The organism is Sulfurimonas sp., assembly GCF_023229105.1.
Classification (GTDB): Bacteria; Campylobacterota; Campylobacteria; order Campylobacterales; family Sulfurimonadaceae; genus Sulfurimonas.
Map to the genome: position 1 here is coordinate 1 of NZ_JALNZY010000028.1, position 23533 is coordinate 23533.

26 protein-coding genes are annotated in these 23533 nt (G+C 36.6%); 6 read left to right on the plus strand and 20 right to left on the minus strand.

What is annotated here, in order from left to right; genetic code table 11:
• The 10 genes from M0Q17_RS05340 to M0Q17_RS05385 all read right to left on the minus strand — a co-directional run.
• A partial coding sequence (locus M0Q17_RS05340) for a chemotaxis protein CheW (RefSeq protein WP_295084167.1) occupies positions 1-291 on the minus strand: 291 nt, incomplete at its 3' end.
• A gap of 3 nt (positions 292-294) precedes the next feature.
• On the minus strand, positions 295-1032 hold the full coding sequence (locus M0Q17_RS05345) for a metallophosphoesterase (protein ID WP_295084170.1): 738 nt from the start codon (positions 1030-1032) through the stop codon (positions 295-297).
• The gene (gene argC, locus M0Q17_RS05350; protein ID WP_295084173.1) at positions 1022-2026 is read right to left on the minus strand and encodes an N-acetyl-gamma-glutamyl-phosphate reductase; all 1005 of its coding nucleotides are present in this window, start codon (positions 2024-2026) and stop codon (positions 1022-1024) included. Before argC ends, M0Q17_RS05345 begins: the two co-directional genes overlap by 11 nt.
• The gene (gene greA, locus M0Q17_RS05355; RefSeq protein ID WP_295084176.1) at positions 2013-2510 is read right to left on the minus strand and encodes a transcription elongation factor GreA; all 498 of its coding nucleotides are present in this window, start codon (positions 2508-2510) and stop codon (positions 2013-2015) included. Before greA ends, argC begins: the two co-directional genes overlap by 14 nt.
• 111 nt (positions 2511-2621) lie before the next feature.
• Complete coding sequence (locus M0Q17_RS05360; protein WP_295084179.1) at positions 2622-2840, minus strand: type II toxin-antitoxin system RelE/ParE family toxin; 219 nt, start codon at positions 2838-2840, stop codon at positions 2622-2624.
• Positions 2837-3091 (minus strand): hypothetical protein, encoded by a 255-nt coding sequence (locus M0Q17_RS05365; protein ID WP_295084181.1) that lies wholly within the window; start codon positions 3089-3091, stop codon positions 2837-2839. The genes M0Q17_RS05360 and M0Q17_RS05365 overlap by 4 nt, the downstream gene beginning before the upstream one ends.
• Positions 3092-3237: 146 nt before the next feature.
• On the minus strand, positions 3238-3489 hold the full coding sequence (locus M0Q17_RS05370; protein ID WP_295084182.1) for a thiamine biosynthesis protein ThiF: 252 nt from the start codon (positions 3487-3489) through the stop codon (positions 3238-3240).
• Positions 3490-3501: 12 nt separating this feature from the next.
• Positions 3502-4140: a ThiF family adenylyltransferase gene (locus M0Q17_RS05375; RefSeq protein ID WP_295084183.1), complete on the minus strand. Its 639-nt coding sequence runs from the start codon at positions 4138-4140 to the stop codon at positions 3502-3504.
• Between the two features lie 2 nt (positions 4141-4142).
• Positions 4143-4934 carry a 5'/3'-nucleotidase SurE gene (gene surE, locus M0Q17_RS05380; protein ID WP_295084186.1) on the minus strand — a complete coding sequence of 264 codons (792 nt, stop codon included), beginning with the start codon at positions 4932-4934 and terminating at the stop codon, positions 4143-4145.
• Between the two features lie 38 nt (positions 4935-4972).
• Positions 4973-5344 (minus strand): transcriptional repressor, encoded by a 372-nt coding sequence (locus M0Q17_RS05385; RefSeq protein WP_295084188.1) that lies wholly within the window; start codon positions 5342-5344, stop codon positions 4973-4975.
• Positions 5345-5447: 103 nt separating this feature from the next.
• Between M0Q17_RS05385 and M0Q17_RS05390 the strand changes: the two genes are divergently transcribed.
• From M0Q17_RS05390 to murI, 5 genes are all read left to right on the plus strand, one after another.
• Positions 5448-6296: a zinc ABC transporter substrate-binding protein gene (locus tag M0Q17_RS05390; RefSeq protein ID WP_295084190.1), complete on the plus strand. Its 849-nt coding sequence runs from the start codon at positions 5448-5450 to the stop codon at positions 6294-6296.
• Positions 6283-7035: an ABC transporter ATP-binding protein gene (locus M0Q17_RS05395; protein ID WP_295084192.1), complete on the plus strand. Its 753-nt coding sequence runs from the start codon at positions 6283-6285 to the stop codon at positions 7033-7035. Before M0Q17_RS05390 ends, M0Q17_RS05395 begins: the two co-directional genes overlap by 14 nt.
• Positions 7029-7829 (plus strand): metal ABC transporter permease, encoded by an 801-nt coding sequence (locus M0Q17_RS05400; protein ID WP_295084194.1) that lies wholly within the window; start codon positions 7029-7031, stop codon positions 7827-7829. The genes M0Q17_RS05395 and M0Q17_RS05400 overlap by 7 nt, the downstream gene beginning before the upstream one ends.
• 237 nt (positions 7830-8066) lie before the next feature.
• The gene (rho, locus tag M0Q17_RS05405) at positions 8067-9407 is read left to right on the plus strand and encodes a transcription termination factor Rho (protein ID WP_295084197.1); all 1341 of its coding nucleotides are present in this window, start codon (positions 8067-8069) and stop codon (positions 9405-9407) included.
• A complete protein-coding gene (murI, locus tag M0Q17_RS05410; protein ID WP_295084199.1) occupies positions 9407-10150 on the plus strand; it encodes a glutamate racemase in 744 nt (247 codons plus the stop codon). Before rho ends, murI begins: the two co-directional genes overlap by 1 nt.
• A 4-nt stretch (positions 10151-10154) precedes the next feature.
• On the opposite strand, the gene M0Q17_RS05415 is transcribed toward murI, so the two are convergent.
• Complete coding sequence (locus tag M0Q17_RS05415) at positions 10155-11180, minus strand: chemotaxis protein CheX (RefSeq protein WP_295084201.1); 1026 nt, start codon at positions 11178-11180, stop codon at positions 10155-10157.
• Positions 11181-11294: 114 nt separating this feature from the next.
• Between M0Q17_RS05415 and M0Q17_RS05420 the strand changes: the two genes are divergently transcribed.
• On the plus strand, positions 11295-12938 hold the full coding sequence (locus M0Q17_RS05420; RefSeq protein WP_295084203.1) for a DNA polymerase III subunit gamma/tau: 1644 nt from the start codon (positions 11295-11297) through the stop codon (positions 12936-12938).
• Here M0Q17_RS05420 and M0Q17_RS05425 read toward each other — a convergent pair.
• The 9 genes from M0Q17_RS05425 to M0Q17_RS05465 form a co-directional block, all read right to left on the minus strand.
• The gene (locus tag M0Q17_RS05425) at positions 12935-14329 is read right to left on the minus strand and encodes an ATP-binding protein (RefSeq protein WP_295084205.1); all 1395 of its coding nucleotides are present in this window, start codon (positions 14327-14329) and stop codon (positions 12935-12937) included. The genes M0Q17_RS05420 and M0Q17_RS05425 overlap by 4 nt on opposite strands.
• The gene (locus tag M0Q17_RS05430) at positions 14323-14997 is read right to left on the minus strand and encodes a response regulator transcription factor (protein ID WP_295084207.1); all 675 of its coding nucleotides are present in this window, start codon (positions 14995-14997) and stop codon (positions 14323-14325) included. Before M0Q17_RS05430 ends, M0Q17_RS05425 begins: the two co-directional genes overlap by 7 nt.
• A gap of 69 nt (positions 14998-15066) precedes the next feature.
• On the minus strand, positions 15067-15876 hold the full coding sequence (locus M0Q17_RS05435; protein ID WP_295084208.1) for a TIGR00282 family metallophosphoesterase: 810 nt from the start codon (positions 15874-15876) through the stop codon (positions 15067-15069).
• A 13-nt stretch (positions 15877-15889) separates the two neighbouring features.
• The gene (locus M0Q17_RS05440) at positions 15890-17002 is read right to left on the minus strand and encodes an ATP-binding protein (protein ID WP_295084210.1); all 1113 of its coding nucleotides are present in this window, start codon (positions 17000-17002) and stop codon (positions 15890-15892) included.
• 101 nt (positions 17003-17103) lie between these two features.
• Positions 17104-20076 carry a DEAD/DEAH box helicase gene (locus M0Q17_RS05445; protein WP_295084213.1) on the minus strand — a complete coding sequence of 991 codons (2973 nt, stop codon included), beginning with the start codon at positions 20074-20076 and terminating at the stop codon, positions 17104-17106.
• Positions 20077-20092: 16 nt separating this feature from the next.
• Positions 20093-20425 carry a polymer-forming cytoskeletal protein gene (locus M0Q17_RS05450; RefSeq protein WP_295084215.1) on the minus strand — a complete coding sequence of 111 codons (333 nt, stop codon included), beginning with the start codon at positions 20423-20425 and terminating at the stop codon, positions 20093-20095.
• Positions 20422-21378: a peptidoglycan DD-metalloendopeptidase family protein gene (locus M0Q17_RS05455; protein WP_295084217.1), complete on the minus strand. Its 957-nt coding sequence runs from the start codon at positions 21376-21378 to the stop codon at positions 20422-20424. Before M0Q17_RS05455 ends, M0Q17_RS05450 begins: the two co-directional genes overlap by 4 nt.
• Positions 21371-22519 carry a bifunctional folylpolyglutamate synthase/dihydrofolate synthase gene (locus tag M0Q17_RS05460; RefSeq protein ID WP_295084219.1) on the minus strand — a complete coding sequence of 383 codons (1149 nt, stop codon included), beginning with the start codon at positions 22517-22519 and terminating at the stop codon, positions 21371-21373. Before M0Q17_RS05460 ends, M0Q17_RS05455 begins: the two co-directional genes overlap by 8 nt.
• The coding region (locus M0Q17_RS05465) for a GGDEF domain-containing protein (RefSeq protein WP_295084221.1) at positions 22516-23533 on the minus strand (1018 nt) is incomplete at its 5' end. The genes M0Q17_RS05460 and M0Q17_RS05465, both read right to left, overlap by 4 nt.

A 23533-nucleotide genomic window follows, 5' to 3' on the forward strand; every position in this document is an offset into this window, starting at 1 on the left:
GGTAATTATTACTCTATAGTTTTTTTGTGAATCTTCAGGCTCTTTAATCTTCATCCATTTTGCTAAATTTACCGCCGGGATAACAACGCTTCTTAAATCAAAAATACCCTCTATAAAATCTGGGGTTCCCGGTAATTCCGTTAAATTTGGTAACTTTATAATCTCTCGAACTTTTGAAACATTTACTCCGTAAATCCCCTCATAAACTCTGTCATCTTCTTGCTTAAAGATGCGAAAGTCCACAAGTTCCATCTCATTTGAGCCAACTTTTAGTGAAGTTTCTATATTCATATCTTAATTCCCTTTTGAGAAAATTTTTTCTTGTAAAAATTGTATGTCGTTGTTTAATTTTACAATAAAATATCTTTGATTGCACGCAAAAGCACCCAGATTTACATAGATAAAGTCCTTTAGTTTTAAAGTTTTGTTTTGATGAAAATGTCCTTCAACAAAATAGTCACAACTAAATTTATCTCCTACTCTTTTAGAGATAAAACTCTCTAGTTCTATAAACTCTTTACAATCATTTTTTTTGCCCAAATATAAATCAAGACGTTTTAAAATAGCGTGGTTAGTTAAAGAATCAATAATCCTTAACAGGTGTAAAACTAAGGGATTTCTGATAAATGACGTATATATTTTATAACTAAAATCGCTCTGAATATCGCCATGGCAAAGCAGAACTTTTTTGCCCTGCATATTGCATGAAAGAGGTTGAGCGAAGATTGGAAATACCCTTACTGAGGGAAAAATATTTTTTAGATTAAAGTCGTGATTCCCCTCAAGATATATCACTTCTATTGTTTTAGATATTTCGTTTATAAGCTTAATTGCCTCTTGATTAACAGTGTGCGTATAGGGTACTTGACCAAAAAGCGTATCGAAGATATCGCCCATCAAAATAAGTTGAGTGGGGAGGAGTTTTTTTGAATAAATATCTTTTAAAAACTCTAAAAAATAAGGGCGTTTATGAGAATAGTGCGCATCAGCTATAACAAACGCACCATCTTTTATCTCTAAATCATGGAACATAAGCTATGTTTGGTATCCCTAAATCTTCATCAAATCCCATTATGAGATTTGCATTAACGACCGCTGCGGAGGATGCGCCTCTCATAAGGTTGTCAATTGCACTTGATATAAAAAGAAGATTGCCTTTTCTTTTTACATAAATATCACAAAAGTTTGTTCCCGCTACATTTTTCATATCAACTGGGCTCTTTCTCACTCTCACATATTTGGCATCTTTATAGTAAGCCTCAAGAAGTTCATGCGCATCAAAATCTCCCTCTACTTGGATATAGATAGAGCTTAACATTCCACGTGTTATGGGAACTAGATGCGCAACAAAATAAATTTCCTCAAAATTTACACCGAGCTTTTGTGCGATTTCTGGAGCGTGTCTATGCGTGAGTGGATTGTATGCAAAAAGATTGTCATTGACATTTACAAAGTGCGTTGTCTCGCTTAGTTTTTTACCGGCACCGCTCACGCCCGTTTTTGCATCTATTATAATAGGGGTATGTTTTACTCTTCTGTCCATAAACGGTAAAAGTCCCAAAATTGCGGAGGTTGGAAAACATCCCGGATTTGCAACCAAAGAAGCCGACTTTAACTCTTGGCGAAAAAGTTCAGGAAGTCCATAGATAGCATGTTGAAGATTCTCTGCATCTGTATGAGGGCAGTAAAATTCCTCATAAATATCCTGAGGCAATCTATAATCCGCAGACAAATCAACTACTTTTAAACCCCTAGCAATAAGTGGCTTTACGTAAGCCATTGCAGTCTGATGCGGAAGTGCTAAAAAGAGAAGCTTGCAACTATCCGCACACTCGTTAATATCGGCTTTTTTAACCTCTAAATCAGAAACCTTGGCAAGTGATGGATGAAGTGCGCTTAAAGTCGTTCCACCCTCTGTATTTGCAACATAAGAGAGGTTAAATTTTGGATGATGAATAAGAATTTTTAAAAGCTCAAGCCCCGTATAGCCGCTTACGCCAATAATTCCGACATTAATTACACTCAAAAACTATCTCCTGATACCTTACTTCAACTATCTCAAACTCTATTTTTCCGTTTGGCAGGTTAACCTTAACATCATCACCCTCCTCTCTTCCTAAAAGCTGCTTTGCCAAAGGAGAGTTAAAAGAGATTAGCCCCATATCTGGATTTGACTCACATCCGCCGACTATAGTATATGTAAACTCCTCATCCGTGTTTGTATCAGATACGACTACAGTTGAGCCAAAGCTTACTTTAGAGTGTTCAAGATCGCTCGGATCGACAATCTTTGCACATCCTATTATCTCTGAGAGTTCTTCCATACGGTTATCAATCTGTTTTTGCTGCTCTTTTGCCGCGTGATACTCGGCATTTTCCTTCAAATCGCCATGCTCAAGCGCCTCTTCTATCGCCTTAACCACAGCCGGTCTTTTTACATTTTTTAAATTTTTTACTTCTGCTTGGAGTTTGTTATACCCAAACAGTGTCATAGGTTCCATTTTTTCCATAAATTATTCTCTTTTGTTATTTTATTTTACAATTATATCAAATTAATTTTTTATTTGATGGGCAGGTTTTGGTTGAAGATACTTAGGACTTCAATCCTATCTTCAAAAATTTCATAGACACATAGTATACCCGTAGAAAATCATATCTCTAATATTTTCATCTTCATAGTATTTTGATTTTCTATATTTTTTTGGAAAATTCACAAGATTATTTATACCTTCTTTTAACTCTTGAACAAACTTTATTGAAGCGCTTAATTTATCGTTTTTTATAAAAAATACAATATCTCTCAACTCGCTTTTATAACGACTTGTTTCAATAATAATCATTTTTGAAGTTCTAAAAGAAGGGCATCCATTGATTCATTGAAATCAAACATCTGCATATTTCCGCTTCTCACATCATCCCGCAACTTATGCAGCTCTTCCCTTCTCTCATAAAAGTAAGGGTCGGCTTTTAAATTTTCATCGCCCTCTATCTCTATTTTGTCAATCATAATGCCCTTTACGCTATTTAAAAGTGATATGATGTTTTTAACATAAACGTCTTTTACTTCCAAATGTATTGTTTGTATTTTCACTCACCCTCTATTACTCTTATCTCTTCATCACTTAAATTATACAACTTATAAACCAACTCGTCCATGATTGATTCTACTTCTCTTGTATCGGTATCTTGATTTCATCTTAACTGTAGAGTTTCATAGTTCAAATATTAAAACTTTTTTTAAGGAGGTGTTATTTTTGAGAGGTCAAGTTCTATCTTTTTATCTTCACACTCTATGGTTATAATGCACTTGCTTTTGCTTATATTTTTTGCTTTTTTTATGTTTTGCGCAAGTGTCATGCTCTTTTTTGAGATGGGGTCGTGTGCGTAGAGTGTTTCATCTTTTATAAAAAACACTCTTCCGCCGCCGCAGCCGTCTCCTATTATTCCCTCGCAAACAAGCGGGTCATTTAAGTCGAAACCATTAAACATCTAAACTCTCCTCTATTTTGAAACTATTTTTTTAATAGCTTCTGCACACATGACAAGTCCAAAAGTTCCCGTGACGGCATTAAAACTTCCCTTCTCTTTTACTTTTACCTCTTCGGTGCTAAAGATAACTTTATACTTTTTTTTAAAGCCACCTTTTTTAAGTTCATAGCGGATTTTTGAACCAAATTTGTCGCCGTGACTTTTCCAAACATCATCAACACATACTTTTGTGGGGTCAACTCTTTTAGCCGAACCAAATGAGGAGATAAGCTTTTTATGGCACTTTTTAGCAATCGCGAGTTTTGCTTTTATGTCATCTATGGCATCAAGAACTACGTCATATTCATCAAAGTCAAAATCCAAAACCCACTGCTCGTCTATCTTTGCGTTTATACTCTTTACCTGCGGATAGTGTGTTTTAAGCGCTTGAACTTTTATCTCACCCTCATGCAACTCCGACCACATCTGGCGGTTTTGATTTGATATGTCATAGGTGTCAAAATCTACAATAGTTATATGCACAACACCACTTCTACTAAGACAGTCAAGGCAGTGCCCTCCGACTCCGCCGACACCTAGCAGTAAAATTTTTGCATCTTTAAGTTTTGAAAAATCCTCCCCAAAAAGGATTTTTGTGCGCGCATTTTTCATTTTTAATCTATCCACTCTTTAAGTCTGTTTATACTTTTATATGCGCTCATATCAAGCTTTATAGGCGATATAGATATATTTCCCGATTTTATCGCCTCATAATCACATAAGCCTTTTCTCCCATTGCGTGCAGTGAAGTTAAGCGGATGCGTTCCCAGCCAGTAAAACTCCTCGCCTCTTGGATTTCTGTGAAGATGCGAATCATTTGCGTAAAGTCTGTAACCCGCATAAGTAATGAGCATTTTAGGCTCTTTTATGTCAATGTTTGGAGGAATATTGACATTTAAAAACTCTCGCTCAGGAAGAGGAAAGGAGCCACCTTTTATCTTTACAACGAGTTTTTTAACTGTCTCTTGCGCCAAAGAAAAATCCCCGCCGGGGTCGGTAAAGTCCATCACTTGAGATATGGCTATAGAAGGAATACCATGCAAAACTCCCTCCATCGCTCCCGCCGCAGTTCCTGAGTATGTGATATCTTCGCCCATGTTTGAGCCGCGGTTTATTCCGCTGATAAGCAAGTCAGGCTTTGCATCTACAAATATCGTGCTAAGTGCGAGATATACGCAATCACTCGGAGTTCCATCATCAAGCTTAAAGAAGTTGTCACTGATGCCTACAAAACGAAGAGGGCGAACTATGGTAAGCGAGTGCCCGCATGCAGACTTTTCGCTCGCTGGTGCCACTACCGTAACCTCAACATCTTCTATTTCTCTAAGAGCTGCTACTAAACTTAAAAGCCCTTTTGCCTCATATCCATCATCATTTGTTACTAAAATTCTGTATCTTTTTTTCATAGTGTAATTCTATCATTAAAGCTTGAATATTTGCTTTTTTATGACTCTTTATTACACACTTTGCAGATGCCCTTATAAATCGTATCGACGATGGTATATCCGCTTAATTTTTTAGGACGGACTTCATCCAAACACTCTATATCATTGCATAAATTACATATAAAGTGCGAGTGCGCGGAGCCTTGGATTTCATAGTATCTTTTTTTATCATTAGACTCAAAACCTCTTACTATAGACTCTTTTTCAAACATCAAGATATTTCTATAAAATGTAGCCTTGTCCATGTTGATTTTGTCTTTTATATCTTCAAAACAGAGGGGTCTTTGCTCGAAGTTAAATATCTCTAAAAGCTCTCTTCTTGCAGCTGTTAATTTGAGATTTTTTTCTTCAATAATATTTTTTATTTGCATGATGAAATGTTAACATTTTCTCTCTTTACAAAATCTTAGATTCGTGCGAGTAAGTTGCATTTAAGTACGCTAAAAGTAAAATACCGCCTTTAAAGGATTTTATGTGAAAAAAAGATTACTTTTACTATTTTTACTCTTTAGTTCTGTGGCTTTTGCCAAACCTATTATTATAGTAAGCATCCTTCCCCAAAAAACATTTGTACAGAAGATTGCCAAAGATATGGTTGATTTGACACTAATGGTTGAACCCGGAAACTCTCCGCACTCTTATGAGCCAAAATCTTCGCAAATGGTAGCCATCTCAAAAGCAGATGTGTACTTTAGTATCGGCGTTGAGTTTGAACATGTATGGCTACAAAAGTTTAAATCACAAAATGAGAAACTGCACTTTGTGGATATTAGCAAAAATATTTCAAAACTTGAGACACAAGAGGATTCGCACTCTCATGCAGACGAACATAAACATGAAGGAGAGGATCCTCATACATGGACCTCGCCAAAAAATGTAGCAATAATGGCAGAGGTTATCTACAAAACTCTCTCAGAACTTGATCCAAAAAACACAACCGCCTATAAAACAAATCTGGACATATTTTTAAAAGAGATAGAAGATACAGATGCAAAGATAAAAGAGATACTAAAAGATTTGAGCCCAAAGAGCAAATTTATGGTTTTTCATCCTTCTTGGGGTTACTTTGCAAGAGAGTATAACCTCCTACAAATTGCAGTAGAAGCAGACGGCAAGGAGCCTAAACCAAAGGAGATGATTCACATCATCAACGAAGCAAAAGAACAAAAAGTTAGGGTAATTTTTTCGCAGCCGGAGTTTTCGGACAAAAGCGCCCAAATCATTGCAAAAGAGGTTGGTATCTCGGTCAAAAAAATCTCACCGCTTAATCCAAACTGGTCGCAAAATCTAATAGAATTGGCAAAATCAATTGCACAAAAATAAAACAAGAGCCGTCATAGAGGTAAAAAACCTCTCCTTTGCCTACGATAAGGATTTAATCCTCGAAGATATTAATCTTATGATTTTTGAAAAAGATTTCATGGTTTTTATAGGTCCTAACGGAGGCGGCAAAAGTACGCTTGTCAAACTTATGCTCGGCATTAACCCTTTACAAAAAGGAAGTATTACTATTTTAGACAAATCGATTCGAAAAAGCATCTCGCAAATCGGTTATGTTCCACAAAATACAAACATAAATCTTAATTTTCCCATCAAAGCCATAGAGGTCGTTATGATGGGAAAAAGTTCCCTTAGAACCTCCCTTTTTGGCTATAAAAAAGAGGAGGTACATCATGCCATGGAACTTTTAGAGAAGGTTGGCATGCAGGAGTTTGCAAACTCTAAGATAGGCTCCCTCTCAGGCGGTCAGCGCCAAAGAGTGATGATAGCAAGAGCACTTTGTGCAGATCCTAAAATCCTGCTGCTCGATGAACCAACTTCAAGCATAGATACGGATGGGCAAAAACAGATATATGAGCTTTTAAAGGAGCTTAACAAAGAGATAACCATAATTGTCGTCAGCCATGACATCTCTGTCCTTTTGGAGTATGCTTCCAAAGTCGCGCACATCAACAAAAAACTCTCGTTCCATGACATAAGCTCCATAAAAAATATCGAAACAAAGAGTGATCATATCTGCGAAGTTGAACTCCTTGAGATGCTAGGAAAATGCAAATGTTAGAAGCCCTCTCTTATGAATTTATACAAAACGCTCTTATTGCAGGCGTACTTGTAAGTCTTATCTCGGGAATTATAGGTTCTTTAATTGTTGCAAACAGAATGGTTTTTTTAGCCGGAGGTATTGCACATGCTGCATACGGCGGTATTGGTATAGCTATATTTACAGGTATCCCGATTTTTCTAGGCACCTCTCTTTTTGCCGTTGCAGCAGCGCTTTTTATGGCATTTATAACTATCAACCAAAGAGAAAATATTGATGTTTTTATAGGGCTTACGTGGGCCGTAGGAATGGCGATAGGGATTATTCTTGTGGATTTGACTCCGGGGTATAATGTCGATTTGTTAAGCTACCTTTTTGGCTCTATTTTAGCTGTAAACAGAGATGATTTATATTTTATGGGTTCCCTTTTTGTCGTAATACTTTTTGTTATCACATTTTGGTACCGAAATATTTTAGCCGTCTCTTATGATAGCGAGTATGCAGCACTTAGCGGTATAAATGTAAAATTTTTCTATACGCTGATTCTTATTCTATCCGCGCTAACCGTTGTAATTGCCATAAAAGTGGTAGGGCTTATCTTAGTTATTGCACTTTTGAGCATTCCCGTCTATATCGCCCAGAGGCTTTCCTCATCGCTTTTTAGCATGATGCTTATCTCAGGTCTTATCGCCTCTGTTTTTACTACCATAGGTCTTTGGTTCTCTTATAGCTTTAACATAACTTCAGGCGCTAGCATTATCTTGGTCTCAGCACTATCGCTGATGCTCTTTATGCTTCTTTCAAAGCTGAAGTGAAAAAACTTTTTCTTCTGTTTTTTTCTGTAGTATATCTCTTTAGATAGGCTAAAAATGATTTTAGAATATTGTAAAGCACTTGCGAAACTCAACAAAACATGTATCCCTTGACATTAGAACTTCTATTAGTGTAAAATTATGAAATTAAACTTGTATGAAATCATCTTACTCTTTGCCTATGCACCATACAATTAATATCCACAGGGCAAAATCTAAAAACATTAAGGCAGCTACAATATGAGTGAAAACACTCCACAACAACCTCGTAAAACAAACAACAAAAATAACACAAAAACAAGAACGCACACTCCGGTAAAAGGCGTAAGTGTAGAAGATTTGCGTATAAAACGTATTGAAGAACTTACAGTTATGGCTGCCGAGCTTGGGATTGAGCATCCAAACGAACTTAAGCGTCAAGACCTTATCTTTGAGATATTAAAAGCGCAAACTGAACAGGGAGGGTTTATCCTCTTTATCGGTATTTTAGAGATTATGCAAGACGGTTATGGATTTATACGCTCAATAGACAAAAGCTTTGATGAGAGCATCAACGATGCCTATGTATCAAATACTCAAATCAAACGCTTTGCTCTTCGTAACGGAGATGTCGTCACAGGGCAGGTCAGACCTCCTAAAGAGCAAGAGAGGTACTACGCGCTCATCAAGATAGAAGCCGTCAACGGTCTCCCCCCCGAAGAGAGCAAAAAAAGACCTCTCTTTGAAAACCTCACTCCACTTTATGCAACTGAACAAATTAAACTTGAATATAGAGAAAAAGGCTTAACGGGTCGTATGATGGATCTTTTCGCTCCTATCGGCAAAGGTCAGCGTGGACTTATCGTAGCACCTCCAAGAAGCGGTAAAACAGAGCTTTTAAAAGAGATTGCTCACGGTATAACACATAATCATCCTGAGATTGACTTGATGGTTTTGCTAGTTGATGAGAGACCAGAAGAGGTAACGGACATGGAGAGAAGTGTCAAGGGCGAGGTTTACAGCTCTACCTTTGATATGCCTGCAAAAAACCATGTAAAAGTTGCTGAGATGGTAATAGAAAAAGCAAAAAGACGTGTTGAGCTAGGTAAGAATGTTGTTATTTTGCTTGACTCTATCACACGCCTTGCTCGTGCTTACAACACCGTAACACCTTCAAGCGGAAAAGTTTTATCGGGTGGCGTTGATGCAAATGCTCTTCATAAACCAAAAAGATTCTTTGGAGCTGCTAGAAACATAGAAAACGGCGGAAGCTTGACCATTATCGCAACTGCTCTTATAGACACAGGAAGCAGAATGGATGAAGTTATCTTTGAAGAGTTCAAGGGTACTGGCAACTCTGAAGTTATTCTTGATCGCAAGATTGCAGACAGAAGAATCTTCCCTGCTATTGATATTTTAAAATCAGGAACAAGAAAAGATGAGCTACTTATAGGTCCTGAAGTCTTACAAAAAGTATTTATCCTCCGCCAAATGATTCACAAACAAGAAAACGAGATAGAAGCACTTAAATTTGTTTACTCCACTATGGGCAAAAAAGCTACAAATGAAGAGTTTCTTGAAAGTATGAACCCTAATCAATAATGAAAGTCGGCGTATTTGATAGCGGGATTGGCGGTTTAACTGTTGTAAAATCCCTACTTGAGCATCAGCTTTTTTCAGAGATTATCTACTTTGGAGATACTGCTCGCGTGCCTTATGGCATAAAAGACAAAGCAACTATTATACGCTACGGCATAGAAGCCATAGAATTTTTCAAAAACTTTGACCTTGACCTTATTATAGTTGCGTGCAATACGGTAAGCGCACACGCACTAGATGAGATGAGAGAAGTCTCCTCATGTCCGGTTATCGGCGTTGTTGAAGCTGGGATTTTAGCAACTGATAATACTCTTAAAGATAAAAATGCAAACATACTCATTCTTGGGACAAAAGCAACAATCAACTCCAAAGCGTACGAAATAGGACTTCATGTAAAAGGATTTTACAATCTTCAAACAAAAGCGACAGGCCTTTTTGTCCCCATAGTTGAAGAGGAGATATATGAAGGCGAAGTTTTAGAGGCGACTTTTAGGCACTATTTTAAAACCATTACCGCTCCTGATGCAATCATCTTGGGATGTACTCATTTTCCTCTCATCTCAGAGGCTCTACAAAACTATTTTAACAAAAAAAGCCTACTTATCCACTCCGGTGATGCAATAGTAGAATATTTGAAAAAAGAGTTTGACTTTAAAAAGAGATACGAAAAGCCGAAACTAGAATTTTTTGCTTCAGAAAATCCAGAATCATTAAGAAATATAGCTAAAAAGTGGCTTGTTATTTAATATTTTACTTTGTAATAAACATATAAAAAGGTTTTCCCGCTAGTTGCATATCTATCCATACGCCGTTATTGCTGCCTATTTTAGAACGAACCTCTTCTATCAAAGTGTATGTTTTTGGGAGTTCAAATATGACTTTAATATCTTTTTTTAAAAAAATTGTTTTAGCACTTCCCGTTATAACATTACAAAACTCCCCTACTCCGTCCATAATGCTTGCATTGTCACTCTCCTCAATCTTCTCTCCAAGAAATGACTCTATTGCTGTAAGTGCTATCTCCCTTGGAAACAAGAGGGCAAAGTAACCATCTAAATCTCCACTAAAATACATAACTGCAATAACCATCTTTTTTTTAGAGTCCACATCAAAGTTTTTTATCGTATGTGAAAGCTTTTGAGCCTCTAATCCTGTAAAAGAGACTAGCGTTTCTACGGCAGTATCCATAAAAACAGGAAGATTCATTATAAGATTTTTTGATAAGGAGAGTGTCTGCTTTTGAGAGTTCTCATTTGTTTTGAAATTGCCATTAATTGAGCTGTGAGTAATTATAATATCATTTGTTTTATCTTTTGAAAACTCTTCAAATCTTTCTGCATCACTCACAACGATAATCGTGTATCCATATTTAGACAACTCTTCTGAGAGCTGCTGTGCATTTTGTTCATCTTCATCATATACCAAAACTCGTAAATCTTTTTTATATAACTTTGGCTCTAAAAAAAGCTTTGCGGCTGCACTGTTTTTAAATAACTTTACTTGGGTATCTTTTGAGGACATCTTTAAATGTTTATAAAGAGGAATGCTGTAGTCAATCAACGCAACTTTTAGTTTAAACTTACCACTAAGAGAATCAAGCTTTTTTATAAAAGTATTTAAATTTACTCTGTTTTGACTCTCATAACTTGCGCCTTCTAGGGAGATAATAATGCTTTGAACTCTTTTTTTTGTCATATCAAGCTGATTTATAATTGAATCTACAAAAGCGGAGGCTCTAGAATCTTCTATAATCCCTCTATAACTAAATTTAAGCATGCTGTTCCTCAAAAATAAATTTACATATTTTACCACTGAGTAGATTAAACTTGAATATATTAAAGTTTAACCCTACAAATGTTAGAATCACTTCAACAAAAAAGGGAGAATCAAGTGAGAGAGAGTTCAGAAGTATTAGCAAGAAAATATAGACCAAAAAGCTTTGATGAACTTATAGGGCAAGAGAGTGTTTCGCAAACTCTCTCACTTGCTCTAGATGCGAATAGACTCTCCCATGCATACCTTTTTTCCGGGCTTCGAGGCAGCGGAAAAACATCCACGGCTCGTATATTTGCAAAAGCTCTCATCTGTGAAAAAGGGATAACGCATCAGCCATGTGGAAGTTGTCAAAACTGCATCATGGCGCTTGAAAACCGTCATATGGATATAGTAGAAATGGACGCAGCATCTAACCGCGGAATAGATGATATTCGTGAATTGGTTGAGCAGACGAAATACAAACCATCTACTGCTCGGTTTAAAATATTTATAATCGATGAAGTACACATGTTAACAGCACCTGCATTCAACGCTCTTCTTAAAACGCTTGAGGAGCCTCCCTCTTACGTCAAGTTTATTCTAGCTACCACTGACCCGCTTAAGCTTCCTGCCACGATTTTAAGCCGTACGCAGCACTTTCGATTTAAGTCGATTGCTGCAAGTAAAATCGTAGATCACCTGGTGCATATACTCAATCTTGAGGGCATCAAGTATGAGAGCGAGGCTTTAGAAATTTTAGCAAGAAGCGGAAGAGGAAGTCTTAGAGACACCCTTACACTTATGGATCAAGCTATAATCTACTCCAAAAACCATATAGATGTTCGTACCGTTGCGGAGATGCTAGGACTTGTAGATCCAGAGTTTATAAACAAACTCTTTAAAGCGGTTTTTGCAAAAGATCATATCGCCTTAGTTGAAATGATAAAGATTTTAGAAGATTATGAAGCAGAGATGGTTATAGATGAGCTTATAGCCTACCTAAAAGAGAGAATGTATGCAAGCGATGCGCTCTACTCCACTCTTGTTTTAGATAGATTTTTTAGAATACTAAGCGACTCTAAATATCTCTTTAGCATAAATGCCGACGGCTCTTTTGTACTCTCGCTTATATTTTTTAAAATGATAGAAGCACTTCGCATAAAAGAGGTTGACCAGATGATTGAATCCTTACAAAAAGAGATTCAAAGACCTGCTATCTCATGTGCAACGCCTGCGCCAAAGCAAGAAGAAGAGTTGCATCAAGAGGAGACTCAGGAGCAGCATACAAAAAATAGCCCAGAAGTCGCTAAAGATTTTTATCCCGAAGTAAATCCAGATGCGGCAATTTTTGAGCAGCTTATTGCTAAATTAAAGGATAGAAGTTCTGAGCTAGGTAATTGTTTTGAGAAGAGCATCTCTTTTATCTCTTTTGAAGAGAACACCCTTAGATGGGAGAGCTGTACCGATGAGGAGTGCAAAAAGATTTTAACACACGGCTACTCCGTCGTAAAACAGTTTGTAAGAGAGCTTTTTGGGTTTGAAACAAAAATCAAACATGAAGCCTGCACAAAAAGAGTTGAGGAAGAAAAAGATGAGACCCAATCAACATCAATGATAGAAGATGCCGAAATGGGAGGAAGTGCCAGCTGTGTGACAAACTGCCAAAGCAGCGACTTTTCAAGAGAAATTGATGCAACAGAGATAAAGGATGAACCCATGGTTCAAAAAGCGATAGAGCTTTTTGAAGCTAAAAAGATGACAATTCAGTCAAAAATTTAGCCCCTTATCATACTCTTAATGTTAAAGCTAAAAGTAGAGCCTTTACCAAATTCAGAAGTTATCTCAAGAGAGGAGCTAAGAAGCTTTAAAACATAAGAAACCATGCTTAAGCCAAGTCCCATAGAGTTATCCCAGCTATTTTTATCTACTCTATAAAATTTATTTGTAACTTTTTGCAGATGCTTCTCTTGTATCCCGATACCGTTATCTTCAACCGAGAGTTTATAATTTTTTAGAACAATAACAACATCTCCGTTAGAATATTTTAGGGCATTATCTACCAAATTGCTCAACACAAGCTCAAGCATAGTTTTATCACTAAAAATTAATAATTTTTCAACTTTGACTACTATCTCTCTATCTTTATATTTTGATGAAAAATTTGACGCAATCTCTAAGCAAAGCAAGCTTAGCTCAAACTCACTTTTGTTTATTGTCAAATCCCCGTTTTCAAGTTTAACAGATAGAGCCAGCCTATCTAGCATCTTTGATATTTTATCTCCGTTGCTGCTAATTTTACTTAAAAATTTATCTCGAATATTTTGCGGCATTTGCGCGTCTTCTTCAATTGTCTGCGCATATCCCATAATTGCCGCAACAGGGTTTTTAAACTCATGTGAGAGAGCTGAGAGTATGTCATTTCTCTGCTTATTCATTAGCCTAAGCTTTGCTATATGTTTTGATTTATTCTTCTCATTTTTACTCAATTTTTTTACCAGATTTTTCAAAAGCAGCGAGATTTGCAAAAACTCATAAAAATATTTAGTTTTAACAACCGCTTTATAGTTTTTATTTGAGACCTCATCAAGATAATTTGTAATCTGCCCAATATCATAAACCACTTTTTGACTCATGACTTTAGAGATAAAAGTGGCAATGACGACAATTACTAAAAATACAAAAAAGAGTTTTGTCCACAAAGAGTAAAAATCATACATAATCTGCGCCAAACTCATAGAGAGTCTTATATATATCTGCTCATCCTTATAAAAAGTTTTTTTTGCAATATATAAAAAATCTGCTTTTACTGTACTTGAGTATCTTATTATATCACCATATTCTTGGGTATTTGAGAGCATTACCTCAAATCTAGAAGTATGATTATCCATCTCCTCTTTATCAGCATCTGTTTCTGCTAAAACAGTACCGTCTTTTGCTATAATAGTTACTCTTAGCGCTGTTTTTTTGTTGATTTGAGCCGAAAACTCGTCTAAATTATCGATATTTTTCAGACTTATCTCCATAAGTTCAATAGCATGCTTTAAATGATTTTTATTATGCTCGATTATTATATCTTTTAGCGTTATATAGCTGATACCTGAGGATATTAAAAGTGCTGTTACAAAAAGCAGTAAAAATTTTAGTATAAATATCTGATGTATTTTCAGCACAACTTATACCCTACTCCGCGAACAGTTTGTATATACTCTTTTGTCTTATCCGGGTCTATCTTCTCTTTTAATCTGTTTATGGCAACATTTACGGTTTTGGGTTGGTACTCTTCGCCATATCCCCAGACATTATCTAGGAGATACTCCCTATCAAGCACGCTGTTCTTGTTTAAAATAAGCTCGCTCAAAAGGTTAAACTCCAGCTTTGTTATTTCTATCTGTTTACCATCTACGCTAAGCACTCTTGAGCCCTTATCTAAAACCAAATCCCTATAAGACAAAACTCCATCTTCTATCTTTCTTGAGGTTCTTCGCAAAACCGCTTTTATGCGTAGCAGCAACTCTTTCATGTTAAAAGGTTTTGTTATGTAGTCATCTGCGCCTCTTAAAAATCCCTCCTCTACCTCACTGTCAAGATTTTTTGCGCTAAGGTATATTACGGGCGTAGCAAAACCATCTGCTCTTAGAGTTTGAACAAATTCGCTACCTTCAACTCCGGGGAGATTCCTGTCCATTATAAGAAGGTCTATCTCCTCTTCAAGAAGCATCTGCTCAACACTTTTAGTGTTTAAAAAGCCTATGACTTCATAACCCTCTTTTTGTAAATTATACTCAAGAAGCTCTAGCATATCCTCTTCATCTTCTACTACGATAATCTTTGCACTCATCCTAGTGTCCTATTGCATTTTTTACTATTGTAACAAAAAAAGGTCTCTTTTTTATTACACTAAAAATATTTAACGCTCAACCCAAGCATCTGTTTTAAATACTGTCTCATCGTCAAATATCTTAAGCTTAAAGGCACTCTCGCATCTACCCTCATTAAAATCCATGATGGCTATTTGCATTATTTTTTTACACTTTTTTGGAATATCAAAATGTCCTTTTAAACCAGTTAAAAACTGCTTAAGAGGCACTTTCTCATCCATTCCTATCACATTATCCCTACAGCCCGTAAGTCCCATATCTGTAAGATATGCCGTATCGTTTACTATTTGAAAATCATCGGTTCCCACATGTGTATGCGTTCCAATTATTGCACTCACGCTTCCTTTAAGAAGCATCATCATGGCTCTTTTTTCACTTGTTGCTTCTGCGTGAAAATCTATCAAAATATTTCTTACGCCTTGCTCATGCAGAGCCTCAACACTATCTTTTGCACACCTAAAAGCATTGTCTGTATATGGCATAGCAAAATGCCCCATAAGATTTAAAACTCCTAGTTTTTCTCCTGCAACTTCATAAACCTTGCAACCAGTTCCGCCAACTTCCTCCGGGTAGTTATGAGGTCTTAAAATCTCATGGGTTGCAAAAAGTGCCTCCACCTCTTTTTTATCCCAGGTATGGTTTCCGCCGCTCATGCAGTCCACGCCGTATCCGACAATCTCGTTTGCATTTTTGCTTGTCAAACCAAAACCATGAGAAGCATTTTCATAGTTTGCAATAACAAAGTCAATCCCATACTCCTTCTTGAGCTTTGGCAGATAACTCTTTAACATCTCCCTGCCGGGATTTCCGACTATATCGCCTATGAATGCTACTCTCAACGTTATATTTCCTTTACTTCTCTTTTAACCAATATCTCATAAACGGATCTACAAGATAATATTTATCACCCAGCCTATCACAAATATCTTTTTTCATTAAAGATTCCAAAGTGCTCTTAAGTGTTGAAGCGCTTAGAGTTGTTTGTCCAAGATTTTCATTGGAGTAAAGATTTATACCGTCAAACTCCACAATGTATTTGAGTGTTATTTTTTGATTTGGCGTAATAGAACTATATATATAAGCATACAAATCATACTCTCTTTCGTACATTAACTCTAGCGCTTTTATAATATCCTCATCTTGAACACTTTTTTGTGCAATATCCCACACCAAATATAGGAGTTGCTGCATATAGTAAGGAAATCCATCTGTGATATGAAAAATATGCTCTATCTGTTTATTTGTTATTGATTTGTCTGTTTTAGCAAATTTATCGTTTGCAAAAGCCACCCAATCATCAAGTTTAATCTCTTTAATAATATTATGTTTTACAGATTTGTAAAATGCTCTACCCTTGTCGTTAAACATGCTATTTAAAATCGACTTTTTGCTGCCGCTAAAGATATATGATACATCTCTTGAGTGAGTTTGTATGATAGTTCTTAGCTTTTTTTCTATATCAAACTGCTCAACCTCTTGGAACTCATCAAATATTACAACAACTTTTGTGTCTGTTTTTTTAGCATATTGATACGGCAGATTGACGATATCCTCAAATGTTGCCTCAAGCTCTTTTTTTGTAAAAGAGAGTCCATAGCTTATATCATTTGTTTGGGATAGTTTCATGGTTATATTTGGTCTTATTTGAAGCACCTCTTTAAAAAGCTTAACCACTTTGTCACTTTTGCTCTCAAATGCATAGGCAATAGCATGAAAATACTTTTCTATAAACTCTTCAATAGTTGCAACACTAAACCAATCAAAAAAAATAACTTTAGTATTTTTATCATGTTGCAAATCATTTTGAAGTTTTTTTAGCAGTGAAGTTTTACCAAATCTTCTTGGAGCATATAAAAGGATATTTAACCCGCTTGCAACATCTTGTCTCAACTCGCCCAGTTCATCGACTCTATTGCAAAAATCATCACTATACACTTCATTACCAAAATAAAACGGATTATTCATTTAAAGCTCCATTTATTATAGTTTCGACTATTATACCAATTACTACAATAGTTGTCAATATAATTATACATAAGATAAAAACAGATTCATATACGAAAATTTCACGCTCTCAAATACAAAAGCACCGCTTTTATAATGTCATCATCATCTTTGGAGTTGGATTTTATACTCTCTTTTTTCTCATCCATATAGGCAAACGTAATATTTTGTCCATAATTAGAGACACTCTTTATCTTCTTATGCAGGCTCAAAAGCTTAATGACCATCAGTTCAAAAAACTGTTTTGTAGGGGTGTCAAGCTCACCGAAGCGGTCTATGACCTCCTCTTGTATCTCATATATCTCTACACTATCTTCACATGCGGAGAGTCGTCTATATATGTCTAGGCGGAGTCTGTCCTCTTTTACTACCTCATCTGATATAAATGCCGAAATAGTGAGCTTTATATCTACCTTTACTTTTTCACTCTGTGCCTGATTGCTCAAAAGCTTTATAGCATCTTCTAGCATCCTAAGATAGAGTGAGTAACCTATGTTTTTTATATGACCACTTTGGGCATCTCCTACCAAGTTTCCGCCGCCGCGTATCTCTAAGTCATGATATGCCAAAACAGAACCGCTTCCCAAAAATGAGTTTGACTCTAATGCCAAAAGTCTCTTTTTAGCATCATCCGTTAATGTCTCTTTATTATTTACTATAAAATATGCAAATCCCTCAACACTGCTGCGCCCGACACGTCCTCGGAGTTGATGCAAGTCTGCCATACCAAATCTGTCTGCCCCATCGACTATAATGGTATTTACTCTAGGCATGTGAATTCCTGATTCTATGATGGAGGTTGCAAGCATCAGGTCATACTCTCCTGCTTCAAATTTCAAAAGCTCTTTTTCTGTCTCAATTGCAGAGATTTTAGAGTGAAGCATGACCACTCTAAGTTCTGGCAATATCGCTTTTAGTTCGCCGAGTTTTATCGGCATGTGGTCTATTGAGTTATGGACGTAAAATATCTGTCCGCCACGGCGAATTTCACGTAAAATTACCTCTTTGATAAGCTTCTCTTCATACTCTTTTACAAATGTTCTAACTGGTTCTCTGTCATTTGGCGGGGCAAGCAGCTGCGACATTGTTTTTATTGAGCTAAGAGCCTGATTTAGCGAGCGAGGAATCGGGGTTGCACTCATCGAGAGAAGATGCACATTATGATAAAGCTCTTTTATCTTCTCCTTTTGTTTTACACCAAACTTATGCTCCTCATCTATAATAACAACACCTAAGTTTTTAAAATCCAAATCAAAAAGGGTATGAGTCCCTACAACAACATCCAAATCCCCACTTGCGAGAGCTTTAATGATATTTTTCTTATCTTTAGCACTTACAAATCTATCAAGCTTTGAGCATCTTATACCAAAAGCATCAAACCTCTCACGCAATGAGCGGTAGTGTTGTGCGCTAAGAAGCGTTGTAGGAACTATAAGTGCAGACTGATATCCTGATTTGTATGCTGCAAATATGGTGTTCATTGCCACTTCTGTTTTTCCAAAACCGACATCGCCGCTGAGCAGCCTGTCCATAATATGACCCGAACTCATCTGCGCTATTATCTCACTCACAGATTGTGTCTGATCATCTGTATAAACAAAGCCTGAGAGTTTTTGAAATTCCCTTAACTCATCCTCATCAACACTAATTTTTGGCGCTTTTATAAGCTCTCTTGCAGCAGCGGTGTTAACAATCTGTCCCGCAATCTCCATAAGTCGTTTTTTTACGCTCTCTTTTAGTTTGCCAAAACTTCCTTTTCCTAGCTTGTCCAAAACTGGAACAGAGCCACCTGAGGCAATATAGCGATCAATCACATCAAGGTTTTCTACGGGAAGCAAAATTTTATCATCACCTACATACTTTATGACTATAAAATCTTTTACCCCGCCTAAAATCTCGGTCTTCTCAATGCTCTCAAATATACCGACCCCGTAATCTTCATGGACAACATAATCGCCAGTCTTTAAATCATCGAGCAAAATTGAGCTTTTTCTTCTTCTCCTTACTTTATCGGGCTTATTGAGTGAGATTATAAGCTCATCTTTTGTGAGAATATTTAAGATATATGAAGCATAACGAGTCTCAATACCTTTTAAGTCAAATAGCCCGGCTTGTTTAACGACTGCCTCGTTTGAAGCGATAATGGTTATTTTTTTTGCTTTGTGCACTTTTATAAGCGCATGAATGTCGGTTACGGATATCTCTTTAAAATCATCAGATTCACTTAAGGCTTCAAGGTTAAAAGACTCTCTTTTAAGCGTGGGTTTGTTAAGCGCATAAGCATCAACCAAAAAAGCATCAAGCTCTCTTGAGAGTTTGGCATTTTTACCCTCTAAAAAATTTGCCGCACTCTCATCGAGATGCCAAAATCCCAAGGAGGCAATATCTTTAACCAAGGAGTCAAACTCGCTTCTTGCTACCTTCTCATTTAAACCATTATATGCTGTTTCGGTTAAAGAGTAAAAAGCAGGAGTTATCTCAATACTCTCAAGTTCCTCTTTTTGTGTTCTTTGCGATTCTAGCTCAAAATATTTTATCTGCTCTATCTCCTCATCAAAGAGTGAAATCCGAAGAGGCATCGTAGAAGAGGGAGGAAATATATCTATAATGTCACCGCGAAAAGAGATTTCTCCTTCAACTTGAACCATATCCACAAAATTGTATCCCCAAAAAAGCATCTGCTCTTTAAAGCTCTTTAGCTCTATTTTAGAACCAAATTCTAAGCAAACAGAGCCTAGGAGACTCTCTTTTGGCAAGTTAAAGAGAAGTGTTTTTAACGGCGAGATAACAAGAGGCTTCTTTTTAAGAGAGTAATATTTTCGCAAAGCAGACAAGAGTGCATGAAGCTCCTCTTTATATACACGCAAATCATCCCCTAAAGTTGCTCTAAAATCAGGAAAAACCAGAACATCTTTTTTAAAAAAATTCGCCACGCTCTCTAGCTCGTGCGCCTCTTTTGAGTCTTGAGAAATCAAGATTTCTAAATCTTGATTTTTGGAAGTTTTATAGTATTGAAATAGTCTATTTTGTGACATTAAATAAAATTAAAGACTATGATACTTTTAAAGTATCGGCAGGAATACTCTCACTTAGCGATGCTTTTATAGGTGCGGCAGACACATCTTTTACAATGCTGTTTCCTTCAAAAATACCTTTTGCTTCGATTACCAATTCACATGATTCTATAGAGCCGTTTACTCTTCCGTGTGCTTTAATCTCTACTCTTGCGGCACTAATACTGCCTTCTATATATCCCTGAACAACTAATCTCGTTGTGGATATATCCCCTTTGATATGCCCGCTCTTACCGATATTAACCTCTTTGCTTGAGGTTATTGTCCCCTCAAATTCTCCATCTACATAGAGATTACATGAAAGGTTCATCTCTCCTCTGATTGTAGAGCCAGCTGTGATGATGGTAGTGTTTGTGTCGGGTTTGGTACCTTTATGTGCGCTGTTGCCGTTATTAAAGATTGCCATGGTATCTGTTTCTCCTTTTCAAATATATCATTATAATTTTCAACACTCCATTTTACAAACGCCATCGGGTCAACCGGCCTTTGAATAAATCTTATTTCATAATGGAGATGCGGACCGCTGCTCATGCCAGAGTTGCCCGTATAAGCAATTAAATCGCCTTTTTTTACAAAACTTCCCGATTTTATCACAACTTTGTTTAAATGTGCAAAGTAGGATTTAAAACCATAAATGTGCTCAAGTATTACAAGATTGCCAAAACCGCTTTTTTCGTGAAATCCTGCCCACTCAACAAGCCCGTCACCTGTTGCATAAACAGGTGTATCCAAGGATGCTCTCATGTCTATTCCGCGATGAAGCTCTCTTGAGTTTAATGTCGGGTGTATTCTATAGCCAAAACTACTTGTAATTCCATTATATTTGATTGGAGAACCGCTTGGAACAAACTGCATAAGCGTAGCCATATGTTCAGAACTTAATTTTGTGAGATTTACCCTATCTTGCAGAGACATCTCTGCTACGGGAGCAAGCCCTATAAGTGTCTCTATTTCAGAGAGCGACTCTGAAATCTCTAATAACTCGTTTTTTTTATCATCAAGCGCTATCTGTGTCTCTTTTATACTCTCATCTAAGAGTCTATTTTTCTCTTTTTGTGCTAAATAGGCTTGTTGAATGCCCTTATGCTTTATCTCTATCTCATCAACCTCATAATCTAGGTACAAGATTGTCCCGACTGCAAAAAGAGCAATAGTTCCGATAAATAAAACCGCATAAAAAACGGCTTTTTTTATAATTTTATGAAGATTAAACTGTTTTACACCGTTATCATCATGTATAGTAATCGTAAAGTGATTATTCATAATACTCTCTTAAAAATGTCTCCACAACACTAAAAGAACCAAATACCAAATAGCTAAACTCCGGCTTTACCTCTTTAAATAATTCATATTTTATCTCTAAGTCGGTTAAAACTGTTTTAATACTCTCTATTTGTGCAGCTCTCACATCATCTATGACAATTATCTCTACATGTAAAATGATTGGTTTTAGTATTGTTAAAATCTCTTTATAGTTCTTATCTTTGTAACTATTATATACAACTACGTACTTATTCCCCAAAAGTGCATCAACTATGCCACTTGCCGCCAAAACATTATGACCGACATCAACTATAATATTCTCACTTATTTTTGTAAGTCTTCCAAAAAGAGGAGGATTTGAAAAATTCTCTACCCCATACGAAAGATTCAAAAACTTTAAAGCTGCAATACTAAGAGAGAGGTTTTCAACCAAATAGGGCGCGAGGAAGAGTTTTTTTGAAATCTCTCCTATCTTTTGTCTGTCTGCATCATCAATAAACGCATCTACTTTTTGTATATTTAAAGATTTTTCAGCACACAACCTGTCTGCAACTCTGTAAACTTCATCATATTTTTGAATGCCTAAAATCGCACTCTTATTAATTGCATTTAATTTTGTAACCGCAATCTCATCTATACTTGAACCTAAAAAAGCCTCATGGTCATACGCTATTGGCGTTACAAGAGTTAGAATTTTGGCAAATACGGCAGTTGCGTCATGCTCGCCTCCAAGACCTGCTTCCATAACTACATAGTCGCACTCACGAAATAGCAGCATCGCTAAAAATGTTGTATATTCAAAATAACTAAGCGTCTGGGCATCATCTTTTGTTAAAATCTTTTGAAGTTCTTGATGTGCCTCTTCTAACACTGCATCACTTATGTTTGCACCATCTTTCCATATCCGCTCATTAAACTCTAAAATATGAGGCGAGGTATAATGCCCCACGCAAAAACCCATAGAAAAAAGTGCATTTGCCAAAAATCTTCCAGTTGTGCCTTTGCCGTTTGTCCCGATAATATGGATTATTTTTAAAACGCTAAGAGAGGATTTTATCTTTTTATATATACGAGGCATCCGCTCATAATCTATTTTCTCATAGTAGAGTGGCTTAAGGTTTAAATACTCTTCTAGTATCACTTATACACAACCCTGTCTCTGCCTTCTTCTTTGGCTTTATATAGATTTTCATCAGCACTCTTTAGTAAACTCTCAAGCGAGAAATTTGATTTTCTATCACTAACTCCACAACTTACGGTAAGCTTTATCTGCATGTTTTTATACATCAGACGTGTACTTTTTATCTTTTTTCTTACCTTTTGGGCAAACATGGCGCCGCCTTGAGCATCCGTCTCCCTTAGAATAGCGATAAACTCTTCGCCTCCAAATCTTCCGACTATATCAACCGCCCTTGCCTCATTTTTAAGTATCTTTGCAAAGGCTACAAGCACAGCATCTCCTGCATCATGTCCATACGTGTCATTTACCGATTTGAAATGATCTAAATCAAAAAAAACGATGGCATAGTTATGCTCATATCTCTCAAACTCTGCCTCCTTGATGCTCATCAACTCATCTAACGCGCGCTTATTGTAAATCTTTGTTAAAAAATCCTCTTTAGATTCATCTTTTGCACGTTGAAGCTCCTGCTCAAGCCGCTCTATTTTGCTACTCAATTCGTTTACTTCGTTATTATGTTTTTTCAGATCAATTGAGAGTGCTTGCGTATTTTTCTCCAGAGCTATGGCAATAGCATATATCTTTTTGTGTGCAACACTAAAATTTGTAATTGTTTTTTCATTGTAGCTATCAAGCTCTTTTTTAATCTTTTGTATCTCTACGGTTGAGTTATCTGAACTCTCTATCATCTCTATAAGTCTTGAGGAGAGTTTATCAAGCACCCCGTCAATAGACTCAATCATCTCCTTAACGCTCTGTTTATCAAGCGCTATTCTAAGAGCTATTGCAGACCTTATCTCGGACTCAATGGAAGCACTCTCTAGGAGTCTGGGATTCTCTTTTATTTTCTGGCTGATATCTGCTATCTTCTCATTTACGCTTGATGCGATTGAGGGAGTCAGGGAGGAAATCAGCATCGAAGCAATAGCTGAGAGTTCCAAGGAGCCTAAAGACTTCTCGCCTAAATTGGTTAGA